Genomic DNA, 21,086 nt, shown 5'->3' on the forward strand with positions numbered 1-21,086 from the left:
CTCGCCGGGGCTCCTCTGCCTGGGCCAGCCCCTTCGGGGTCGCCGCCACCGATGTCCATGACCCGCGTGTGGCGGCCGAGGTCGTCGGTGCCGGTGGCGGCGGCGCCCAGTTCGCGCGGGGAACACCGAGCAGCGCGTGGGCGGCACCGCCGCAACGAGCCCGCGCGGCGACTGGCGGCCCGCGGCGCCCTCGACGACGTACGGGCCGCCCCAGAACCCGATGACGAGGACGAGGACCGGGCGGGGCAGGACCCGCAGGTCGACACCGGCGGCGGGGCGGTCGCGGTACCCCGCCATCCGCGAACCCCCCGTACCGGGGCCCGACGGCCCCCCGGCCCTCAGCCCTGCCGCGCCGGAAGCCGAGGGCTGAGCGTCATGGGGATGTCGTCGGCGGCCCAGAGCACGAAGCGCTCGACGGGGGTGACGTCGTGCCCCGGGACGGGCCGGAAGCGGAAGCGCCTGAGCAGCACGGCCAGGATCAACTCGGCCTCGACCATCGCCAGTTGGGCGCCCTCGCAGGCGCGCGGCCCGAGCCCGAACGGAACGTACGCGAGCCGGGGCCGCCCGGCCGCCTCCTCGGGGGTGAACCGCTCGGGCCGGAACTCCTGGGGCTCGGGCCAGTACTCCGGGTTCAGGTGCACGGCCCAGAACGGGTAGAACACCGTGGTCCCGGCGGGGATCTCGTAGTCGCCGAGCGTCAGGGCGCCGGTGGTGACGCGCGCGCCGTACGGGCCCGGCGGGTAGAGCCGCATCGACTCCTTGAGCACCATCTCCAGGTAGCCGAGGCGCCGCATGTCGGCGTACGAGGGCGCCGCGCGGGCGCCGAGCACGGCGTCCAGCTCGTCGGCGACGCGCTCGGCCACCTCCGGGTGGCGGCCCAGCAGATGGAGGGTCCAGGAGACGGCGACACCGGTGGTGTGGTGGGCGGCGAGCAGCGTCACCATGACGGTGTCGCGGATGCGCGCGGGGGACGCGCCGTCCCGCACGAGCGCCCCGATCAGATCGCTCCGGTCTTCCCGGTCCGCCTGGTCTTCCCGGTCCGCCTGGTCTTCCCGGTCCGCCCGGTCCGCCCGGTCCGCCCGGTCTTCCCGGTCGCCGCCGGAGGCGTGCGCGGCGACGACCTCGTCCACCGTCGCCCGGAGGTAGGCAAGGGCGCGCTCGGCCCGCTCGGCGCGCTCGGCCCGTGTGCCGGGCAGCGGCACGTGGTAGAGGCGCCCCAGGTACTCGGTCAGGACCTCCTCGAACGCGGCGATGACGCGGTCGGGTTCGGTGGCGGCGCCGCCCAGCGCGTACTGGCAGATCATGCGCAGCGTCAGCGCGGTGAGGTCCTTCTGGAGCGGTACGGGGCCGCGGTCGGCCCGCGCCGCCCAGTCGTCGGCGAGTCGTGTCGCCAGCGCGGTGAACCGCGCGAAGTGCCGCTCGTGGGAGGGGCGTCCGGCGAACACCGACAGCAGCAGCCGCCGCCACGGGGCGTGTTCGTCGGCCGGGAGCACCTGGAGGTTCTCCGCCTCGCACAGCGGCGCCAGGAACTCGAACAGCCGCGGCGGCCGTTCGTCGAGGTGGGCCGTGGCCTCCAGCAGGACGGGGTCGGCCACGGACACGGCCATCTCCCCGCCGGGCAGCTGGAACCGTACGACCGGGCCGTAGGTGTCATGCAGCTGCAACTGGTAGAGATGCAGCCCGCCCGCCGCCGTGACAGCGCCGACGCCGCCGTCCGCGCGGGGTTCGGGGCCCGGGATCCGCATGCCACGCCTCCTGGCCGTGCTGTGCCTGACGTCCGTACGCGCTGCCGTTCAGGGCAGGTTAGCCCCGGCGCGGGCAGCCTGGCGATCCCCCGGCGCGGGGCGGCACCCGTGCGCACGGAACCTGCCATACCGCCCCGGATTTTCAGCCAGCGACCATCGGATGTGCAGAAGTGAACGGTTGGCGCTCGTAGCATCGGTGCCCTGCCGTCGCCTCCGTGGCGCCCGGGCCCCCAGGTGGGTGTCGCTGGAACGGGGCCCCGGCCACGCGACGGCGTCCGGTCGGTGACCGGTCCGACCCGGCGAGCATGCCGCACAGCCGGGCGGACCGCGATCCGGTGGTGGGTCGCACCCGGCGCAGCGGGCGCGACCCACCATCTCCCCAGCGGGGACCGCCAGCGCGGTGAGCGATGGCATCCGTAGCCGCGTCTGGCGCGCGTCCGGGCGGTATCCGGGCCGTGTCCGGGGGCGCGTCCGTGATGGCGTACGGAGTCCTCCCCGTCCTCCCCGTCCTCCCCGATGTCTTCCCCGTGCCGCTCCGGTGGTGGAGGATCCCGCCCATGACGCAGCAGCGAACCGGCGGAACGTCGGCGGCCGACGCGGCCGTCGCCTACGTGGCGGCACTGGCCGAACGGCTCGCGGCCGACGGATGCCACGTGGCCGCGGCCACGTGGCGGGACCACGACGTCGTGGTCGGCAGCAGGTCGGACCGCAAGGCGCGGTGGTTCGGCACCAGGTCGGAGCTGTTCGTGTGCGCGTCCGCCGTGCCCGAGGTCGATCAGCCGACGCTGGCCGCGTTCACCGGCTGGGCCCTGGAGCACGCGAAGGGCCTGCGCGGCGGCCTGCCCGGCGCCCGCAACGCCGCGATGGTGCTGCCCGCCCTGGTCAGCGACGACGTCCGGCAGTCAGCGGCGGCGTGGGCCGCCCAGGACGCCCGGGTCCTCGCGGCGACCGTGATCGGGCGGCCGGTCACGGTGGACACGTCGGAGCCGGGGCGGACGCGCGTGGCGCTCTACCGGGGCCGCGCGCGGTACGGGGGGATGTTCACGGGGCACGTCCTGGAGAAGGCGTCGCTGTATTTCCCGTGAGGGCGTGTCGTCTCCCGTGAGGGCTTCGCCCTAGCCGTCGGTCAGCGTCCGCACGACGTCCTGCGCGGTGTCGTACCGCCCCTCGGCGGGAAGCCGCGCGGCGATGTCGAGGAGGCTGTCCGGCGCGTGGTGCGCGCGCAGGGCCGCCAGGATCGCGGCGCGGTCGGCGGGGAAGGGCCCGCGGCCCAGGTGGCGGGCCAGCTCGGAACGGAGTTCCGCCTGCTCGGGCGAGAGTCCGGGCGGGGTCGAGCCCGGCCGGGGCGGGCGCGGCATCCGGTCCACGGCGGGCTGGTCCTCGCCGGGCGGCTCCGGTTCGCGTTCCTCCTGCGCGCGGGTGGCGTGAGCGGCCTTCAACTCGCCCCGCGTCCGCTTCTTCAGCTCGTCGTCCCGCAGCGGGCCCGTCTTGTTCTGTCCGCGGTCGGTCATGGCCGCCCCCAGTCGATCAATCGGTGCGATGGAGTGCAGTGTCATGCGATGGCATGTGATGTCGGGTGGTGTGCGGTGGCGGGCTGCCCGAGGCGTGGGCCGGGCTGCCCGAGGCATGGGCCGGGCCGCCCGCCAGGGGAGGGTCAGGCGGCGGTGCCCGCGACCTCGTCGGCCACGCGCCGGTCCAGCGCGGCCCGCACCAGCGCCGCCGCGAACACCGCGGGGTCCCCGGGCGCCAGCCGCGCCAACGCGTCCTGGTCGTCGGGCAGTTCGAGGCGCCGCGCGCCCTGAAGGGCCTTCTCGTCGAAGTACGGCGCCACCTCGGGCCACGTGCCCTGCGCCTCCCGCAGGAAGATGTCGGCGCCCGTAGGACCGAGGCCGGGGGTGCGGCGCAGCAGCCGCCGCAGGGCCGCGAGGTCGCCGTCGGCACGCGCGCGCAGCTTCCGCAGGTCGCCGCCGTACTCGTCCCGCACGAGCCGCGCGCCGTCGCCGAGCTGGGTCGCCGTGCGCTCGTCGTAGCGCCGGTAGCCGCCGCGGCCGAGCGCGTCGACCCGGTCCTGCCAGGCGGCGTCCGCCATGCGCCGGGGGTCGCGCAGGCCCGCGGCGAACAGCTCGCGGGCGGACGCGACGGCGGCGGAGCCCCGGATGCGGGCGCTCAGCAGGCAGCTCAGGACGAGGAGCTGGTACAGCGGCTGCGGGGTGTCGCGCAGCCGGATCCCGGCGTCCCGCGCGTAGGTCCGCCCGTGGGTGTCGAGCAGGGCCCGTACGACGGCCTCGCGCCGGGACCGCACGGTGGTGCGCGGCGTCATGACGGCTTCAGCGGGTCGTGGCCGAGGGACATCAGCCAGTGCCTGCGGCGCCGGTCGACCGCGCCGGGCGCGCCCTCCTCCCGCTCCCGGGCTTCCTGCCGCTCGCGTGCCTCCTCCGGCTCGCGCGCCGCGCTGACGAGGTCCACCACCTTCACCATGAGGCGGACGTCGTCGTCGGTGAGGTCGGTGCGGCGCTTCTGGAGGATCGCCAGGACGTGGCGGCCCGCCTCCGGGCCCGCCGACTCCGGCAGTGGTTCGCTGTGCTCACCGGCCTCAAGGGTCCTGAGCCAGGCGCTCAGCTCCTGTGAGGTCATGTTCACCACGCGGTGGAACTCGTCCCAGAGCGCGTCGAGTTCGAGAGTGCCGAGGTCGAGGGCGTCGCGTTCGGGAGTGTCGAGGGTGTCGAGGGTGTCGAGTTCACGGGCGGGGACAGTCGGCTTGTCGGCCATGGTGCGGCCTTTCGTCGAGCGCGTCGAATGTCTTCCGGTGTCCGGGTGCCCGCTCAGGCCCCACTCGAACGTGCCCCCGGACATCACCGGACGTCACGGGGAGTCAACGGCGGCACAGTGCCGCGACCGCGTCCGCGTGAGGACGGCGTACAGAGCGGCCGACACCGCGATGCCCGCGGGCAGCGAGACGTCCAGGCCGCCGAGCGCCCGGGCGATCGGGCCGGTGTAGAGGGTGTCGACGCACAGCGACGCCACGGTGACACCGCCCGCCAGGGCGAGCGCGCCCGCCGGGTTGACGCCGGAGGCGTACCAGAAGGGGCTGGCCGGGGACTCGTCCATGAGGGCGGGGCCGTCGTAGCGGTTGCGGCGCAGCACGATGTCCGTGGCGTAGACGGCGGTGGCGGGGCCCAGCAGGGCGACGGTGAGCTGGAGGACGTTGCTCACGGTGTCGAGGAAGTCGGAGACGAGCAGCCCGTACAGGGTCAGCGACACGGCGGCGGCGCCGTCGGCGAGCACGCTCAGCGAGCGGCGGACGCGGATGCCGACGGCCTGGAGGGCGAGGCCCGCGCTGTAGGAGGTCAGGGCGTTGAGGGCGATGGTGCCGAGGACCAGGGACAGCAGGAAGACGGGGTCGAACCAGCCCGGCAGGATCTGCTGGAGCCCGGCCTGCGGATCCGACATGTCGAGCGTGGTCGCGGCGAGCGCCCCCAGGGAGCAGACGGCGACGCCCGGCAGGAAGCCGCCGAGGGCGGTCCAGCCGAGGACGGCCCCCGCCGGGGTGGAGCGGGGCAGGTAGCGGGAGAAGTCGGCGCTGGTGGTGTACGACAGCGGGGCCGCGCCGACCAGGGTGACACCGGAGAACAGGGCGGCCCACAGGCCGGTGCCGGTCAGCGGCGCGGCCGGTGCGTACCCGTAGTCGGCGTGCCGGAACACCCCGAAGGCGACGACGGCGAAGACGGCGCTGAGGGTGAGGGTGATGGGCAGGTAGAGCCGCATGATCAGACCGTGGCCGTAGACCCCGATGGTCAGCGTGAGGGCGGCGATGACCAGGACCACCGCGACCTTGACGCCGGTGGTGACGGCGGTGCCGGTCCGCTCGACGAGGGAGAAGGCGGCGGTCGCGGCGGCGGCCAGGTTCAGGGCGAAGTACGCCACGGAGATCATCCAGCCGACGACCGCGTTGTTGACGCGGTTGCCGCGGACTCCGTACATCGCGCGCGTGATCACCTCGCTGGGCGCGCCCGCCGCCGGGCCGGAGGTGGCGAGCAGCCCGGTGAGGAGCCAGAGCAGGTTGCCGACCACGATCACGGCGAGGGCCTGCCCCAGGGTCAGGCCCATGAGGATCAGGGTGCCGCCGATGACGAGGCTCAGGTAGTTCACGTTCGCCGCCGCCCACACGGAGAACAACCGGCGCGGGTGGCCGTGGCGTTCGTGCTCGGGGATGTGGTCGATGCCGTGGGTCTCCACGCGGCGCGCGCCGTCGGTGCCCGCGGAGGGGAGCGGGGCCGCGTCCGGCGCGGTGCGGGGGCCCTGGTGCGGCTCGGGAATCGTGGACGCCATGCGGCCCCTCCGGATGCTGGTTACCCACCTGCTTGTTTATTGGTCGGACACTCAATAGCATGGATTCCATGACGTCAACCCTCCCGAACAAGCGAATCCGTAAATCTCCAGCGGCCAGACGTGCGGAAATCGTTGCGGCGGCGACAGGTGTCGCCCTGGCCGAAGGCTTGGAGTGCGTCACGCTGCGGCGCGTCGCCGAGGAGCTGGACGTCCGCCCCGGCCTCATCAGCCACTACTTCCCCGCGGTGGAGGACCTGGTCGCCGAGGCCTACGGCACCGCCGTCGGGCGCGAACTCGAGGAACTCCTCCCGGCCGACCGTGCCGACGCCACGCCCACCCGGCACCTGGCCCGCTTCTTCGCCCGGGCGAGCGGGGAGGCGTACGACGACATCAGCAGGCTCTGGCTCAACGCCCGCCACCTCAGCCGCTACCGCCCCGCCCTGCGCGCCCGCGTCACCGCCCAGGAGACCGCCTGGCGCGACCGGCTCGAAGCGGTCATCCGCGACGGCGTCGAGCGGGGCGAGTTCCACACCCCCGACCCGCTGCTGACGGCCATTCAGATCCTGGTCGTCATCGACGGCCTCGGCATGCTCGTCAACAGCGACACCCCCGCCGGGGAGCCCCCCGAGGTCCGCGACCTGCCCGCCGCCACGGCCGAACGCGAACTCGGCCTGAGCCCCGGCACGTTGAGCGCCGCCACCCCCGAGTGACCCCTCCCGCGCCGTCCCGCACCGTGCGGCATCAGGCGGCGCGACCCCGCACGACCCCAAGGAGCCACCGTGCGCACCTCCCTCGTCCTCCTCTCGGCCCGCCTGCTCGACCCGGCCACCGGCGAACTCCTGCCGCAGGACGCGCTCGCCGCGACCGCCGGACGCATCACCGCGCTCGGCGACAGCGCCGAGATCCGCGCGCTCGCCGACCCCTCGACCGAGGTCATCGACCTGAAGGGCGCGGTGGTCACGCCCGGCCTGGTCGACGGCCACACCCACCCCGTCACCGGCGCCGAACTGACCCGCGGCCTCGACCTGTCCGGCTGCGCCGACCTCGCCCAGGTGCGCGCGGCCCTCGCCCACGCCGTACGCGAACTGGCCCCCGGCGCCTGGCTGCACGGCTGGGGCCTCGACCCCAACGTCTTCGCGGGCGGCCCCGTCGGCACCGCCCCCTTCGACACCGTCCTCGACGGCGTGCCCGCGCTGCTGCTGCTCTTCGACGCCCACTCCATGCTGGCCAGCCGCCGCGCCCTGGAGCTGGCCGGGGTCGACGGGCCGCGCACCTTCGACCAGGCCACCGCCGAGGTCGTGTGCGACGCCGACGGCCGACCCACCGGACTCCTCCTCGAAGACGCCGCCTGCGCCCTCGTGGAGCGCGTCGCCCCCAGGCCCACCCACGAGGAGCGCCGCGAGCGCCTCGCCGCCACCCTGCGCGCCATGGCCGCCGCGGGCCTCACCGGCGGCCACGTCATGGACGCGGGCGGCGACAGCCTCGCCTTCTACGCCGAACTCGACGCCGCCGGACAGCTCCCGCTGCGCCTGCGCGTCGCCCCCTGGTGCCAGCCCGGCACCGACGCCGACGGTCTGCGCGCCCTCATCGACCAGCAGGGCACCGGCGGCCGACTGTGGCGCACCGACGGCGTGAAGATCTTCATGGACGGCACCATCGACAACGGCACCGCCTGGCTGGAGCACCCCGACTGCCACGGCGAGTCCCGCCACGCCTTCTGGCCGGACCCCGAGGAGTACACCCGCGTCATCGCCGCCCTGCACGCGGCCGGGGTGCCCACCGCCACGCACGCCATCGGCGACGCCGCCGTACGCCACGTCCTCGACGCCGTCGAGAAGGCCCAGGCCGAGGAGGGCCGCCCGGTGCGCCACCGGGTCGAGCACATCGAGACCGTCCCCGACGACACCCTGCGCCGCTTCGCCGAACTCGGCGTCATCGCCTCCATGCAGCCCACCCACTGCTGCGACTTCACCCGCGCCGACCACACCGACAACTGGTCGCGCCGCCTCGGCGAGGAGCGCGCCGCCCGCGCCTGGCGCTGCCGCGACCTGCACGACTCCGGCGCCGTCGTCGTCCTCGGCTCCGACTGGCCCATCGCCCCCTTCCCGCCGCTCGGCGTCATGGCCGGGGCCCGCCACCGCAGGCCGTCGCGCGACCTCAGCCAGCCCCCGCACGGCCCGGAGCAGGCCCTCACCGCCCTGGAGGCCCTCCAGGGCATGACCGTCAACGCCGCCCACGCGGCGGGCGAGGAGCACGAGGCGGGCCGCATCGCCGTCGGCCACCGCGCCGACCTGACCGTCCTCGCCGCCGACCCGCTCACCACCGCGGCCACCGACCTGCCGGACCTGCCGGTGCTGCTCACCGTCCTCGACGGGACGCCCACGCACCGCGACGCGAGCGTGTGAGCGGGCACCGCTCGGCGCCTGAGAGAATGCTGTATATGGCACATAACAGCGAGGTGATCACCCCCGACGGCCCTGACCAGGCGCGGTCCCTGGCCGTCGTGGCCGCCGTCGTCGTCCGGGACGGGCGGCTCCTGGTAGTGAGCAAGCAGGCGGCGCCGGAGGTCTTCTACCTGCCCGGCGGCAAGCCCGACCCCGGGGAGCAGCCGCTGGCGGCGCTCGCCAGGGAGCTGGACGAGGAGCTGGGCGCCCGCCCGGTGGCGCCCCGCTTCCTGGCCGAGGTCCGGGCGCTCGCCGCGCTGGAGGGCGTGCCCATGACGATGACGGTGTACGCCGCCGACCTCGACCGCGAGCCCCGGATCGCCGCCGAGCTGGCGGACCTGCGCTGGATCACCGGCGGCGAGCCGGACGTGCGGCTCGCCCCGGCGGTGCGCGACCAGGTCCTGCCGCTGCTCGCGGCGAACGGCCTGCTGGCCCGCGGCTGATCCCGGCCGGGCCTTCAGGGACCGGCGAAGGCCGGGGCGGCGGTCAGCGCCGCCTCGGCCAGCGCGGCCGCTCCGGTCACCCGGGCCCGCGCGACCGTCTCGGCCGGGTCGAGGCGGCCCCCGACGAGCAGGCAGAACTCCACCGACCCCAGGGCGAGACCGGCGTCCGGCGGACGCGACGGCGCCTCCTCACCGGCCTCGCCCACCAGCCAGGTGCCGCCCCCGCGCCCCGAGAGGTCCACCCGCAGCACGCGCTCGCCCAGCGGCGTGCCCCGCATCCGCAGGGCGAGCGGCAGCAGCCGGACGCCGAGGGCGCACATCCGCGTCAGGTTGCGGGCGGCGGGCGGCGGCAGCCGACGGCCCGTGGCCAGCGCGATGTCACGGGTGTGGATCCACGTCTCGAAGGCCCGCCCGGTGGTGTGGTCGGCGACGGCCAGCGGCGGGCCGCCCGCGAAGGACAGCCGGTCCTCCGGCGCGTGCGCGCTCCCGGCTCCCGCCGCCTCGTCCGCCCCGCGGACGAGGACGCCGTGCAGCGCGTCGGCCTGCGCGCGCCAGGCCGCGCGGACGGCTTCGGGGGGCTGCCGGGCCGCCCAGTCGGTGTACGACCGGGTGCGGGCGGGGACGGTGGTGCCGGGCAGGTCCAGCGGGCCGCGTGCGGTGGCGTCGAGTGCCCCGGTCAGGAGGCTGTCGGTCGCCGCGAGGTGGGCGACCAACTGCGCCACGGACCAGCCCTCCACGGTGGGCGCCCGCCACTCCGCGCCGCCCAGGTCGCGCAGGACGGCGTCCAGAGTGGCCACGTGGTCCGTGTACGGGCGCACATGGGCCGGGACGTCACGGGGCGCGGGCGGCCGACGCGTGCGGACGCGGGAGGCGAGGCGGTCGTACGCGGCGGGGCGCGGGGAGCGGCGGGACGGACGGGAGGCGCCGCCGAGCGGCACGGGACGCGCGTACGGAGCCTCACCGTACGGAGCTTCACGTTCGTACGGAGATTCGTACGGAGACTCGGCCTCGTGTGGCGCCCTCGCGGCGAGGGAGGCGACGGCCGGATACAGCTCGCGCACCTCCGTCGTGCAGGCGGCGCACCGCTCCACGTGGGCCGCCACGGCGGAACTCTCCGCCGCGGAGCAGGCGTCGAGGAGCCAGGCGCCCAGTAGGGGCGCCAGCGCGGCGTGTTCGTCGGGTGCGGGGTGGGGCGCACCGCTCATGGCGTGATCCCTTCCTCCGCGAGTGCCGCAGCCAGCGCCCGCAGCGCCGCCCGCAGGCGGGTCTTGGCGGTTCCTTCGGGGATGCCGAGGTCACCGGCCACCTGACGGTAGGTACGGCTTCCGTAGTAGGCGAGGAGCAGCGGTGTGCGCAAGGTGTCGGGCAGCCGGGCCGCGGCGGAGCGGACGCCGAGGGCCTCCAGGCGCGCGGTCACCGTGTCGGCGGTCTCGTCGCCCGGGGGCGGCGGGTGCCGCTCGGCGGTCCTGCGGTGCCGTTCCTCGTGGCGGACCCAGTCGACGGCGCGGTGGTGGGCGACCACGGCGAGCCAGGCGCGCAGCGGGCCGCGGGCCGGGTCGTAGGACAGCGGGCGCTCCCACAGCCGGGCGAAGACCTCCTGGACGACGTCGTCGGCGGCGGTGGGGTCGCGGGTGATGCGCGTCGCGAGGGCGCGCACCAGCGGGGCGTACCGCTCGTAGATCTCGCGGAACGCGTCCTCGTCGGCGGCCAGCAGCAGGGCCTGGATCTCCAGGCGGTCCTCGGGGACCGCCGCGGTCGGGATGCCGGGCTCGTGCCGGGGCCGCGCCTCGCGGGAGGCGGCCATGCGCGCAGTCTCCTCGTGAAGGACGGGTTCCGGGAGCCCTGGGCGACACGGGTGGCCACGACTAGCCGATGAGGGCCTGAGTGATCTGACGGGTGGTCTGTGCGGCGACGCGCGGGTCGACGGCGGCATAGGAGACGTAGGCGTTGAGCCCGGTGGCGAGGGCCCAGCCGCGTCCGCGCAGCCAGGTGGCGTCGTCCACGCCGAGGGCGGCGCGGAAGGCGGCGCGGGACCGCGCCGACATCAGGGTGTGGGCGACGATCAGGTCGCGGGCCGGGTCGCCGAGGCCCAGCTCGCCGAAGTCGATGACCGCGCTGAGGCGGCCGCCGGTGGTCAGCAGGTTGCCCGTGTGGAAGTCGCCGTGCACCCACACCGCGGGGCGGTCCCACGCCGGGGCCCCGAGGGCCGCGTCCCAGAGGGCGGTCAGGGCGGCGGCGTCGAAGGCGCCGTCGACCTCGGCGATGGCGGCCCGGGTCGCGGCGTCCCGGTCGGCGAGCTGACCGAGGGCCTCGGGCGGCGCGCCGTCCTCGGACGTGAACCCCCACAGGGCGGTGAGGAACTCCGCCAGCGCCACGGCGGCCTCGCCCGAGTCCGCGAGGGCCTCGACGGTCGCCACGTCGCCGTCCAGCCAGCGGGACACCGCCCACGGCCACGGATAGCCGAGGTCCGGCCGCCCCACCGCGACCGGTACGGGGACGGCCAGGGGCAGGCGCGGGGCGAGCCGGGGCAGCCACGCGGACTCCTTCTCGGCCTGCGTGATGGCCCCGGAGTGCCGCGGGAGCCGCACGGACAGCTCCGCGCCGAGCCGGTGGATGACGTGGTCCGAGCCGGACGGGTCCACCAGCGTCAGCGGAAGACCCGCCCACTGCGGGAACTGTGTGTCCACCAGGCGCCGGACCAGCGCCGTATCGACGGCGGGCCGCGGGTCGTCGGTGTCCCCGGCCGGTGCCGTGGCTCTGGCTGTCACAGAAGTCGCTCCCGCGGTCGGCCCCCTGCGGTCAGCGGGCGGTCGGGATCATCACAGCGCGTGGCGGGGGCGGATGTCGACGGATTTTCCCCACCGCCGCTCACCCGCCCCCGCTGACCGGCTTCAGGGGCGTTCCGTCACCGGCACGGACTTGTCGACCGGCGGCCCCGACGGCCCGCGCCCGGTGTCCGGCTCCTGGCTGCTGCGGTTGAACACCAGGATCGAGACGACGATGACCGCGAACCCGGCGATCTCCGCGCCGGTCGGGCGCTGGCCGAGCGCGGGCCAGGCGATCAGCCCGGCCGCGATCGGCACGCCGTAGAAGTACGACGCCACCCGGTCCGCGCTCTCGGAGCGCATCAGGACGAACAGCAGGCTGAGCGCGCCGATCGACACCCCGACCGACATCCACAGCTCCGACAGGACGAGCTGCGAGGTCCACCGGATCACGCCCTTCTCGAAGATCAGGGCGCCGACGAGCATGACGACCGCCGACGAGCCGGACTGCACGAACCCGTTGATCAGCAGGTGCGTGCCGGGGTTCTTCACCTGGTAGTAGAACTGCCCGGTGGACAGGCCGACCAGGCCGAGCACCCCGAAGGCGACGTTGGTGGGCGTGAGCCCCGACGACGACGCCAGGCCCTGGTACACCGTGATGGCGACGCCGAGGAGACCGCCGACCAGGGCGATGACGGACAGCGGCCGGACCTTCCGCGCGGTCACGACGGAGACCATCAGCCACACCAGGAGGGGCTGGAGCGCGATGATCAGCGCCGAGACCGCGGGCGTCATGCCCTGGTCGAGCGCGTAGAACACCCCGGCGGAGAAGACGCCCTGGAGCAGGATGCCGCTGATGACCAGGTGCCGGTAGCCGGAGCGCGGCCAGCGGATGCGGAAGCACACGATCAGCGCGAGCAGGATGACCGCGGTCATGCCGAACCGGATGGCCAGGTAGTAGAAGGGCTCCGCGTAGGGCAGCCCGTACCGGCCGCCCACGAAACCTGATCCGTAGATGATGACGAACACCGACGCGATCAGCGAAACCCTGAGCTTAGTGTTGCCGTTGGGCACTAGTGCGTTCCCACCTTGGAGTTGACAGTGATCTTGGTGGTGCGCGGGCGGGGCGCGCCGGTGGCCGCCGGGGGCTCGGCGAGGCGCCCGGCCAGCTCGTACTCGTTGACGAGGCCGACGATGTCGTTCTTCAGGACGGCGACCGCCTTGGGGTGGTCGGCCTCGTCCACGGCCAGGCGGGCGTGGGGCGCGGGGGACCGGGAGGCCTTCGCCAGCGCGCCGATGCCGTACATCCGCGACAGGATGCGGCCGAGGATGACGATCCGGTCCTGCGACGGCGCCTCGGTGAGATGGCTGAGGTTGACGTCGGTGAGGTGGCAGAACGCGGCTTCCAGATAGGGGAAGCGGCCGACGAACTCCAGCGGCGAGCGCAGCCCCGACTCCTCGAAGCGGCGCAGGAACAGGTGTGCCAGGTGCTGGCACAGCAGGTCGTTCGTGCCGTCGAAGACGGTGTAGACGCGCGCGTCGAGCAGCGCGTACGCGGCGATGTTGTCCGGCGCGCCCACCCGGTAGCCCTCGCCGCCGCAGAGCTGCTGGTAGTCGATGGCGGACTCCAGCATGAGTTCGGAGGCGAGGACCTTGGTCGCGAGGGAGGCGAACATGCTCTCCTCCAGGTCCGTGAAGTAGTCCTCCGCGAGCAGCAGGTGCCGGTACAGCGCGTTGCACACGACGTAGTTCTGCCGGATGCGGTTCACCTTGTAGCGCACGTAGTCGATGTCGTGCAGCGTGGCGTCGCCGATCCTGCGGCCGGTGGTCTGGCGGAGCGCCTCGGTGCTCAGGCGGCGCAGGAAGCCGCTGGCCATGGCGGCCTTGCTGAACCGCGAGCCGCACAGGATCTCGGCGGCGTCGCCGAGGCCGGGGCGGGTCTTGGCGAGCCGGTAGTGGCGGGGGACGCGCAGGTCCAGGGTGTTGAGCCCGTAGCCGAGGTTCTTCAGGCCCAGGCTGTCGTAGACCTCGGTGGTGACGAACCCGCCGTCCGACCGCTTGTGGGCGAAGTACGCGAACTCCTTGCGCTCGGGGTGCTTGGCGCAGATGATCCACCAGTCGGCCTGCTCGCTGAAGGCCTGCCAGTGCTTGGTGCCGGTGATGCGGTAGGTGTCGCCGTCCTCGTGGTACGTGGTCCGCATCCGCGCCAGGTTGGAGCCGCTGCTCGGTTCGGTGAAGGCGAGCCCGCCGATGACCGGGTGGTGCAGGAAGTCGTCGAAGACCTCCTCCTTCAGCACGTCGTCCCCGCTGGACGCCACGTTGCGGAGGAACAGCACCGTGACGATCATCGTGTACATGCCCATCGGCAGATTGCGCTCGGACATGATCTCGATGATCTCGCACATCTCCCGGTGGCTCTCGCGGCCGCCGTACTCGCGGGGGATGGCCGGTAAGTAGAGTCCGAGGTCGACGAGTTGCCGCAGGCTCTCCTTGGGCAGCGGCTCCTGGGGGAGGCGGGCGCTGTCGAAGGCGTCGATGCCGCGCCGGAACTGCTCCAGGAACGCGGATGTGTCCAGGTCCAGCAACGGGTTGCGGGGCACACTCATGGCATTGGTCCCATCTCGATCAGCACAAGGTTCTGGCGGCGCGCACGGCTTGTGGCGGCACGCCTGCCGCGCGCGGCGCGGGTCGCGCGGCGCGTGGAGGTCCGGACGTGCGTGGGCGGAGGTGCTAGAGCCTGGTCAGTTCGTCCCGCAGGTGGTCCGGGATGCTCGTGGTGGTCTCCCTCTCGTAGTCGAAGTGGACCATCACGCAGGTGCCGTGGGCGACTTCGGCGCCGTTCTGCGTGGCGGTCTGCTCGATGGTGAGCGACGTGTTGCCGAGCTTCGCCACCTTGGTCTCGATGGTGACGTCGGCGGACGCGACGATCTGCCGGACGAAGTCGATCTCGTACCGGCGCAGGATGAGGGAGAGGTCACGCATGTTGGGCTCTTTGCTGAACAGCCGGAAGATCGGCAGCCGTCCGTGCTCGAACCAGACGGGTACGGCGGAGTTGGTGACATGGCCGAGCACGTCGACTTCGGAGAAACGAGGTGAGATCGTCACCTTCACGTTCTGCCCCTTAGTGCGCTGAGGGTTCGGTGTGCGCCGAGTGGTCGACTCGGCGTCGCGGCACGCCTGTTGGGCGTGGCGGGCGAGGGGGTGGGGTGAGGGGTGCGGTGGGGGCGCCGTGCCCGGGGGCGCGGCGCAGGGGTCGAGCGTCCTTAGAGCCCGGCTGTCCCGCGGTGACAGGAGTGGCGACGGATGTAGCTGAGTCTGGACCACTCGGCGGGCTTGATCATGGCTGTGTCGACCCCGTTGCTCTCGGGCACCGCTACCCCATATCGACGACATCAGAAGGTCGCGCGCACGAGCCGCGCGGCCCGCTGACCTACGTATCTGACCGGGAATGCGAACGTCTGCGAACGTCAGCGAAGAGAGCGTTCCCGCTGACGTGTGAATACTGCATCAAGTTCATGATCATTAGCGACCGCTGGCGGGCTTTGGCTCAAAACCGAGCGGTCCGATCGGGGTCTCCCGTGCTCCGCCGCAGGTCGGGTGAGTGGGGGCTCGCGGTCTTCGGGAGGCGCGTGACCAGGGGATCGCGGTCGGCTTCGCGCCACGCGACGGCGACGCGCGTGCGGGTGCCCGCGGGGGAGACGCGGCGGAAGGCGACGCCTTTGAGGCGGATGCGGCGGACGCTCGCCGGGGGGCGTTCGGGGTGCTCCATGCGCCCAGACGTATCAGGGCACCCCGTACGCCGCTGTCAGGGCGCCCCATACGCCCGGGGATGCCGGGTGCTGCCGGACGCCGTATTAGACGTATCCGCGCTGGTCACCTAGCGTTCGGCGCATGACAGAGCGACGCGCGATCCTCAGCGGCTCGACGTTCGAGGAGCAGATCGGCTACGCCCGTGCCGTGGTCGACGGCGACTGGGTGCACGTGTCCGGCACGACCGGCTTCGACTACGCCACCATGACGATCTCCGACGACGTGGTGGAGCAGGCCGAGCAGTGCCTGCGCAACATCGAGGCGGCGCTCGCCGAGGCCGGTTGCGGCTTCGCCGACGTGGTCCGGGTGCGCTACCTGCTGCCCGAGCGCGCGGACTTCGAACCCTGCTGGCCGGTCCTGCGCCGCCGCTTCGGCGACGTCCGCCCGGCGGCGACGATGCTCGTGTGCGGCCTCGCCGACCCCCGCATGAAGATCGAGATCGAGGTGTACGCGCGCCGGGCCGCCGCGTGACGGCCCGGCCGCCAGGGCCGACGAGGGCGGGTGCGTGGTGCCCACGCACCCGGAACCTCCGGCTCAGCCCGCGTACACCTTGCCGTCCTTGACCGTGAAGTGCGCCGGGTCGGAGCAGCCGATCGACGGCGTGACCAGCAGGCTCACGGTCAGCGGCGCGGGCTCGGTGCTGGCCGTGGAGAACTCGCAGACGGCGCCCCTGCCGGTGAGCGGGTACCAGAACCAGCCGTCGACCTCGCCCACGGTCACGCGGTCGGACTCCTTCCAGGCGCCGTCGGCCTGCTTGTAGACCTGGAGGCGCACGGAGGCGGCGTACTCGTCCTGCGTGGAGCGCAGCGCGGTCAGCGTGACCTTGTAGTCGCTGCCGAGGACGGACGACGCGATCGTCTGCGTCCGCGGTGCCGCGGTGCCCGCGCTGGACGGTGCGGCAGCGGCGGCGCCGAGGCCCACGGCCATGAGGAGGGCAGCGGCCACGGCCGTGCCACGACGGGTGCGGATGCGGTTCAGGCTCATGTGTTCCCCCGTTGGAACGAGTGCGGAGACGCCGATGGCGAAGGTGCCGGTGGCGCGGGTGTCAGTGACGAAGATGCCAGTGACGGAGGCGTCAGAGAGGAAGACACGCCACCGGGCGCGGGGGTTGTACGGGTCGTGCGGCTGATGCGGCAGCCGTGGGCGGACGCGCGCACCCGACCGCATCGGGCAGGGAATGTCGGGTGCCGCGGGGGATCGCCCGCCTAGCGTGGCGAGCACGAAAGAGGAAGGAGGCCGGGCGTGCTGGAGCGGCTCAACCAGGCCCTGGAGCTGATCGAGCGGCGGCTCGACCGGGAGATCGACGTGGCTGAACTGGCGCGCGTCGCGGCCACGTCGGAGTACCACCTGCGCCGTCTGTTCTCCGCGCTCGCGGGCGTTCCGCTGTCGGAGTACGTGCGGCGCCGACGGCTCACGGTCGCGGGCGCCGAGGTGCTCGCCGGGCGCGAGCCGCTGCTGGCCATCGCGGTGCGCTACGGCTACGGCTCCGGCGAGGCGTTCGCCCGGGCGTTCCGCGCCCTGCACGGCGTCGGACCCGGCGAGGCCCGCCGCACCGGCGCCGCGCTCGTGGCCCAGCCCCGGCTGTCCTTCCGCCTCACCGTCGAAGGGAACAGCAGCATGCGCTACCGCGTCGTGGACCGGCCGGGCTTCCGCGTGGTGGGCCGCAAGGCCCGCGTACCTCTGGTGCACAGCGGACCGAACCAGGCGATCGTCGACTTCGTCCGCGGCATCGACCCGCGGGACGTGGAGCGGCTTGAGGAACTGTCGGACGACGAGCCGCGGGGCGTCGTCGCGGTCTGCGACGACCTGGACCCGAGCCGCGCCGAAGGCACCGAACTCGACTACTACCACGGGGTGATCACCTCGGCCGACGCCCCGGAGGGGACGGTCGTCCTGCCCGTCCCCGAGGGCACCTGGGCGGTGTTCACCACCTCGGGGCCCGTGCCGCGGGCCATCCAGGAGCTGTGGCGGGACGTGTTCACGCAGTGGTTCCCGTCCAACCCGTACCGCAGCCGCCCCGGCCCCGAGATCCTGCGCACCCGCATGTCCCCGGACGGGGCGGAGGCGGACGCAGAGCTGTGGCTGCCGGTGGAGCGCGAAGGGGACCGGGCGAGGGGCTGACGGCCGCCCCGGGGCTCAGCCGCCGCGGGGCTCGGTCGCCCTGGGGCTCAGCCGCCCTGGGGCTCAGCCGTCGCGGAGCCCAGTCGCCGCGGGGCTCGGTCGCCGTAGGGCCTCAGTCGCCGCCGCGCGGCGCCCCGTGCGCGGCGTCCCGCACCAGGCCGAGGAGGCGCCCGGCGCGCCCGGCGTCCTCGTCGTGGGCCGTGGCCAGCGCGATGCCGGTGACCAGGTGGACCAGGTCGTCGGCGGTCAGGTCGGCGCGGGCCGTGCCGTGCTCCTGCGCCCGGGTGAGCAGGGCCGCCGCCGCGTCCAGGATCAGCCGGTGGCAGTCGAAGCCGGTGACGCCTGGCTCGTCGACCATCACGGCGCTGCCCATGCCCTGATGGGCCCGGGCGTGCGCCAGGAACGCGGCCAGCCACTCGGCCAGGGCGTCGTCGGGGGACTCGGCTCCACGCAGCCCCTCCGCCCGCTCGCACAGCGCCTGGACGCGGTCCCTGAGCACCGCCGACAACAGCGCCTGGCGGTGGGGGAAGTGGCGGTACAGCGTCCCGGGGCCCACTCCGGCGCGGCGGGCGATCTCATTGAGGGACGCCCCCGGGCCCGCCTCGGCGAACACCTCCTGCGCGGCGGCCACCAGGCGCTCCCGGTTGCGGCGCGCGTCCGTGCGGCGCGGCGCGTCCAGGCCGCGCCCGCTTCCCGGCGTCATCGATGTCATCGATCGTCCTGCCCTTCGGAGCGGGGTGGCCCTGCGGGGATAGCCAAGCGGAGAAGTTCTCCGTATCGTAGCCGACGTCAACCGGAGAGGTTCTCCGGAAAGCGTGATCAAAGACGTGATCAAGGAGTGGGCATGACGGACGGCGCCGCGACACAGCTCGGCCGGGTCGGGATCTGGACCTTCGCCTACGACGGGCAGCCCGCCGGGCGGGTGCGCGAATCGGCCGCGGAAGTGGAGGAGTTGGGCTACGGCGCGCTCTGGTACGGAGAGGCGTTCGGGCGCGACGCGGTGGGCCAGGCCTGGCTGCTGCTCTCCGCGACCCGGCGTGTCACCGTCGCCTCCGGCATCGCCAACATCGCCTTCCGCGAGCCGAACACCACGGCCGCCGCGGAGCGCGCGCTCGGCGAGGCGTTCCCCGGCCGCTACGTCCTCGGCCTCGGCGGGCACCGCGTCGACGCCACCGTGCACGAGGTGGACGGCTACCCCGTGCCGACCCGCGGCAGGGCAGTGCACACCCTGCGCGCCTACCTGGACTCCATGGACGCCGCCCCCGCGCACGGCCCCGCACCGGACCCGGCGCCGCGCCGCGTCCTCGCCGCCCTCGGCCCGAAGACGCTGGCCCTGGCCGCCGCGCGCACCTGGGGCGCCCACACCTACTTCGTGCCCGCCGAGCACACCGCGCGGGCCCGGCAGATCATGGGCCCGGACGCGTGCCTCGCCGTCGAGCAGGCCGTGGTGCTCGACACGGACCTCGACCGGGCCCGCGAGGTGGCCGCGCGGCACGTCGCCGGATACCTGGCCATGGCACCCCACCAAGAAGCCAACGTGCGCCGCCTCGGCTTCGGCGACGAGGACATCGTCGGCGGCCCCAGCCGCCGCCTGCTGGACGCGATCGTCGCCTACGGGGACACGGACGCGATCCGCCGCCGCGTGGAGCGGCACCTCCAGGCCGGGGCCGACCACGTCTGCCTCCAGGTGCTGACCGCCGATCCGTCCGGGCTGCCGGAGCGGGAGTGGCGCGAGCTGGCCCCCGCCGTCGCGGGCACGGCCCTGGCGGGCGCCGCCGGGTAACCCGGGCCGCCCTCCGCGGCCGCCGGTCCCGCCTACTGGCCGACGCGCCCGTCCACGCACTCCCGCAGCAGGTCCGCGTGCCCGCAGTGCCGGGCGTACTCCTCGATCATGTGGACGATCAGCTCGCGGATCGCGATGCCGTCCTTGCCGACCCGCTCGCCCAGGTCCGGGTGCTCGGCCAGCGCCGCGTCGAGCGCGGCCTGCTCGCGCGCCAGGTCGGCGTACGCGGCGTCGACCACCGCCTGGTCGGCGACGGCCCCGTGGAAGTCCGCGTCGCGCGCGCCGTACAGCTTCGGCAGCGGCTCGCCGTCGGTGATCCAGTTGCGCCAGTCCCGCTCCACCTCGGCGAGGTGCCGCACCAGGCCGAGCAGCGACATCGTCGACGGGGGCACCGAACGGCGGGCCAGCTGCTCCGGGTCCAGGCCCTCGCACTTCATCAGCAGGGTGATGCGGTAGTTCCGCAGGAAGTCCTGGAGCGTCGGCAGTTCGCCGTCCGGGCTGACGCCGTCGCTGTCGCGGGGGTCGTCGTCCGGGTCGGTCCACATGTCGGGATAGACGGTCGCCTGGGTCCAGCGCTCGGGGTGATCATTCATGCGCACATGGTCGTGCGCGGGGGCCGGGCCCGCCAGTGGTTTGTTGCCGGGACCCGCCACCGAAGCCGCCCCTGACCAGGAACTGCTGTCAGGGGCGGGGGAGTTGGTGTGGCAGGCTGTGCGCAGCCGTCGGCGGGCGGCGGGGGCATCGGGGCCCTCGCGCCCGCACGGCCGTGGAGAGGAGCGTCGCGTGAGGCAGGACGGCATACGTGCCGGGGAGATCGACACGAGCAGACCGCACCCCGCGCGGATCTACGACTACCTGCTGGGCGGCAAGGACAACTACGAGGTGGACCGGCGCGCCGGGGAGGACCTCGTGGCCGCCGCGCCCGAGGCCCGCATCGGCGTCCGGGCGAACCGCGCCTTCCTCCAGCGCGCCGTGCGCCACGTGGTCGGCGGCGGCGTCCGCCAGCTCCTCGACATCGGCACCGGCCTGCCCACCCCGCCCAACGTCCACGAGACGGCGCGGGCACTGGCGCCGGACGCCCGCGTCGCGTACGTCGACAACGACCCGATCGTGCACACCCACGCCAACGCCCTGCTCGGCGGCTCCGACGCGACCAGCACCGTCCTCGCCGACCTGCGCGACCCGCGGGCCGTCCTGGACCACCCCGACGTGCGCCGCGTCATCGACTTCGACCGGCCCGTCGCCCTGCTCCTCGTCGCGATCCTGCACTTCGTCACCGACGCGGAGCGGCCCGAGCGGATCGTCGCCACCCTGCGGGACGCGCTGGCCCCCGGAAGCTGTCTGATCCTGTCGCACGCCACCGGCGACTTCGCCGACCGCACCGCCGCGCAGGCCGTCTACAGCAAGGCCACCGCCACCCTGAACCTGCGCTCCCGCCCCGAGGTCGAGCGGTTCTTCGACGGCTTCGACCTCGTCGAACCGGGCCTGGCGCAGGTCCCGTACTGGCGCCCCGACGCCCCGCCGCCCCCCGGAAGCGAGACCATCGGCTTCTACGGAGGCGTGGCCCGCAAGCCGGGCGGCCCCGCCGCGTGACGGCGCCCCGCCGAAATTCCGTCGACGCCAGCGCTCCCCCTGTGTGACGGTTC

General features: G+C 74.1%; 22 protein-coding genes. 8 read left to right on the plus strand and 14 right to left on the minus strand.

The genetic code is table 11. The annotated features are described in order from the left end of the window. Positions 1-338: 338 nt before the first annotated feature. A complete protein-coding gene (locus ACOBQU_RS36760; protein ID WP_423633476.1) occupies positions 339-1,745 on the minus strand; it encodes a cytochrome P450 in 1,407 nt (468 codons plus the stop codon). A 557-nt stretch (positions 1,746-2,302) separates the two neighbouring features. On the opposite strand from ACOBQU_RS36760, the gene ACOBQU_RS36765 reads away from it, so the two are divergent. Then, complete coding sequence (locus tag ACOBQU_RS36765) at positions 2,303-2,830, plus strand: hypothetical protein (RefSeq protein ID WP_423633478.1); 528 nt, start codon at positions 2,303-2,305, stop codon at positions 2,828-2,830. A 30-nt stretch (positions 2,831-2,860) separates the two neighbouring features. Here the strand turns inward: ACOBQU_RS36765 and ACOBQU_RS36770 are convergent, their stop codons facing one another. The 4 genes from ACOBQU_RS36770 to ACOBQU_RS36785 form a co-directional block, all read right to left on the minus strand. Beyond that, positions 2,861-3,256 (minus strand): DUF2795 domain-containing protein, encoded by a 396-nt coding sequence (locus tag ACOBQU_RS36770; protein WP_423633480.1) that lies wholly within the window; start codon positions 3,254-3,256, stop codon positions 2,861-2,863. Positions 3,257-3,399: 143 nt separating this feature from the next. After that, the gene (locus ACOBQU_RS36775) at positions 3,400-4,065 is read right to left on the minus strand and encodes an endonuclease (protein WP_423633482.1); all 666 of its coding nucleotides are present in this window, start codon (positions 4,063-4,065) and stop codon (positions 3,400-3,402) included. Beyond that, positions 4,062-4,379: a DUF3140 domain-containing protein gene (locus ACOBQU_RS36780; RefSeq protein ID WP_423634960.1), complete on the minus strand. Its 318-nt coding sequence runs from the start codon at positions 4,377-4,379 to the stop codon at positions 4,062-4,064. The genes ACOBQU_RS36775 and ACOBQU_RS36780 overlap by 4 nt, the downstream gene beginning before the upstream one ends. 228 nt (positions 4,380-4,607) lie before the next feature. Then, positions 4,608-6,074, minus strand: coding sequence for a purine-cytosine permease family protein (locus ACOBQU_RS36785; protein WP_423633484.1), 1,467 nt, complete (start codon positions 6,072-6,074; stop codon positions 4,608-4,610). 68 nt (positions 6,075-6,142) lie between these two features. On the opposite strand from ACOBQU_RS36785, the gene ACOBQU_RS36790 reads away from it, so the two are divergent. The 3 genes from ACOBQU_RS36790 (at position 6,143) to ACOBQU_RS36800 (ending at position 8,961) form a co-directional block, all read left to right on the plus strand. Beyond that, a complete protein-coding gene (locus ACOBQU_RS36790) occupies positions 6,143-6,784 on the plus strand; it encodes a TetR/AcrR family transcriptional regulator (RefSeq protein WP_423633485.1) in 642 nt (213 codons plus the stop codon). A gap of 69 nt (positions 6,785-6,853) precedes the next feature. Then, positions 6,854-8,479, plus strand: a complete 1,626-nt coding sequence (locus ACOBQU_RS36795; RefSeq protein WP_423633487.1) for an amidohydrolase — start codon at positions 6,854-6,856, stop codon at positions 8,477-8,479. A 35-nt stretch (positions 8,480-8,514) separates the two neighbouring features. After that, positions 8,515-8,961 (plus strand): NUDIX hydrolase, encoded by a 447-nt coding sequence (locus tag ACOBQU_RS36800; RefSeq protein ID WP_423633489.1) that lies wholly within the window; start codon positions 8,515-8,517, stop codon positions 8,959-8,961. Positions 8,962-8,975: 14 nt separating this feature from the next. Here the strand turns inward: ACOBQU_RS36800 and ACOBQU_RS36805 are convergent, their stop codons facing one another. From ACOBQU_RS36805 to ACOBQU_RS36830, 6 genes are all read right to left on the minus strand, one after another. Then, a complete protein-coding gene (locus ACOBQU_RS36805) occupies positions 8,976-10,166 on the minus strand; it encodes a maleylpyruvate isomerase family mycothiol-dependent enzyme (protein ID WP_423633491.1) in 1,191 nt (396 codons plus the stop codon). Beyond that, positions 10,163-10,765 (minus strand): sigma-70 family RNA polymerase sigma factor, encoded by a 603-nt coding sequence (locus ACOBQU_RS36810; RefSeq protein ID WP_423633493.1) that lies wholly within the window; start codon positions 10,763-10,765, stop codon positions 10,163-10,165. The genes ACOBQU_RS36805 and ACOBQU_RS36810 overlap by 4 nt, the downstream gene beginning before the upstream one ends. A 61-nt stretch (positions 10,766-10,826) precedes the next feature. Then, positions 10,827-11,729 carry an aminoglycoside phosphotransferase family protein gene (locus ACOBQU_RS36815; RefSeq protein WP_423633495.1) on the minus strand — a complete coding sequence of 301 codons (903 nt, stop codon included), beginning with the start codon at positions 11,727-11,729 and terminating at the stop codon, positions 10,827-10,829. Positions 11,730-11,852: 123 nt separating this feature from the next. Continuing rightward, positions 11,853-12,800 carry a DMT family transporter gene (locus ACOBQU_RS36820; RefSeq protein ID WP_423633497.1) on the minus strand — a complete coding sequence of 316 codons (948 nt, stop codon included), beginning with the start codon at positions 12,798-12,800 and terminating at the stop codon, positions 11,853-11,855. Next, complete coding sequence (locus ACOBQU_RS36825; RefSeq protein ID WP_423633498.1) at positions 12,800-14,332, minus strand: acyl-CoA dehydrogenase family protein; 1,533 nt, start codon at positions 14,330-14,332, stop codon at positions 12,800-12,802. Before ACOBQU_RS36825 ends, ACOBQU_RS36820 begins: the two co-directional genes overlap by 1 nt. A 124-nt stretch (positions 14,333-14,456) precedes the next feature. Beyond that, on the minus strand, positions 14,457-14,837 hold the full coding sequence (locus tag ACOBQU_RS36830; protein ID WP_423633500.1) for an acyl-CoA thioesterase: 381 nt from the start codon (positions 14,835-14,837) through the stop codon (positions 14,457-14,459). Positions 14,838-15,617: 780 nt separating this feature from the next. Between ACOBQU_RS36830 and ACOBQU_RS36835 the strand changes: the two genes are divergently transcribed. Next, the gene (locus tag ACOBQU_RS36835) at positions 15,618-16,007 is read left to right on the plus strand and encodes a RidA family protein (RefSeq protein ID WP_423633502.1); all 390 of its coding nucleotides are present in this window, start codon (positions 15,618-15,620) and stop codon (positions 16,005-16,007) included. Positions 16,008-16,070: 63 nt separating this feature from the next. Here ACOBQU_RS36835 and ACOBQU_RS36840 read toward each other — a convergent pair whose 3' ends face one another. Beyond that, positions 16,071-16,520, minus strand: coding sequence for a hypothetical protein (locus ACOBQU_RS36840; protein WP_423633504.1), 450 nt, complete (start codon positions 16,518-16,520; stop codon positions 16,071-16,073). A gap of 258 nt (positions 16,521-16,778) precedes the next feature. Between ACOBQU_RS36840 and ACOBQU_RS36845 the strand changes: the two genes are divergently transcribed. Beyond that, on the plus strand, positions 16,779-17,657 hold the full coding sequence (locus ACOBQU_RS36845) for an AraC family transcriptional regulator (protein WP_423633506.1): 879 nt from the start codon (positions 16,779-16,781) through the stop codon (positions 17,655-17,657). Between the two features lie 112 nt (positions 17,658-17,769). Here ACOBQU_RS36845 and ACOBQU_RS36850 read toward each other — a convergent pair whose 3' ends face one another. Further along, on the minus strand, positions 17,770-18,360 hold the full coding sequence (locus tag ACOBQU_RS36850; protein WP_423634962.1) for a TetR/AcrR family transcriptional regulator: 591 nt from the start codon (positions 18,358-18,360) through the stop codon (positions 17,770-17,772). A 141-nt stretch (positions 18,361-18,501) separates the two neighbouring features. On the opposite strand from ACOBQU_RS36850, the gene ACOBQU_RS36855 reads away from it, so the two are divergent. Continuing rightward, positions 18,502-19,440 (plus strand): TIGR03620 family F420-dependent LLM class oxidoreductase, encoded by a 939-nt coding sequence (locus ACOBQU_RS36855; protein WP_423633508.1) that lies wholly within the window; start codon positions 18,502-18,504, stop codon positions 19,438-19,440. A gap of 32 nt (positions 19,441-19,472) precedes the next feature. On the opposite strand, the gene ACOBQU_RS36860 is transcribed toward ACOBQU_RS36855, so the two are convergent. Further along, on the minus strand, positions 19,473-20,033 hold the full coding sequence (locus ACOBQU_RS36860; RefSeq protein ID WP_423633510.1) for a DinB family protein: 561 nt from the start codon (positions 20,031-20,033) through the stop codon (positions 19,473-19,475). A 190-nt stretch (positions 20,034-20,223) separates the two neighbouring features. On the opposite strand from ACOBQU_RS36860, the gene ACOBQU_RS36865 reads away from it, so the two are divergent. After that, complete coding sequence (locus ACOBQU_RS36865; RefSeq protein WP_423633512.1) at positions 20,224-21,033, plus strand: SAM-dependent methyltransferase; 810 nt, start codon at positions 20,224-20,226, stop codon at positions 21,031-21,033. Positions 21,034-21,086 lie beyond the last annotated feature (53 nt).

Origin of the sequence: Streptomyces sp. G45, assembly GCF_049542095.1 — a bacterium.
Classification (GTDB): Bacteria; Actinomycetota; Actinomycetes; order Streptomycetales; family Streptomycetaceae; genus Streptomyces.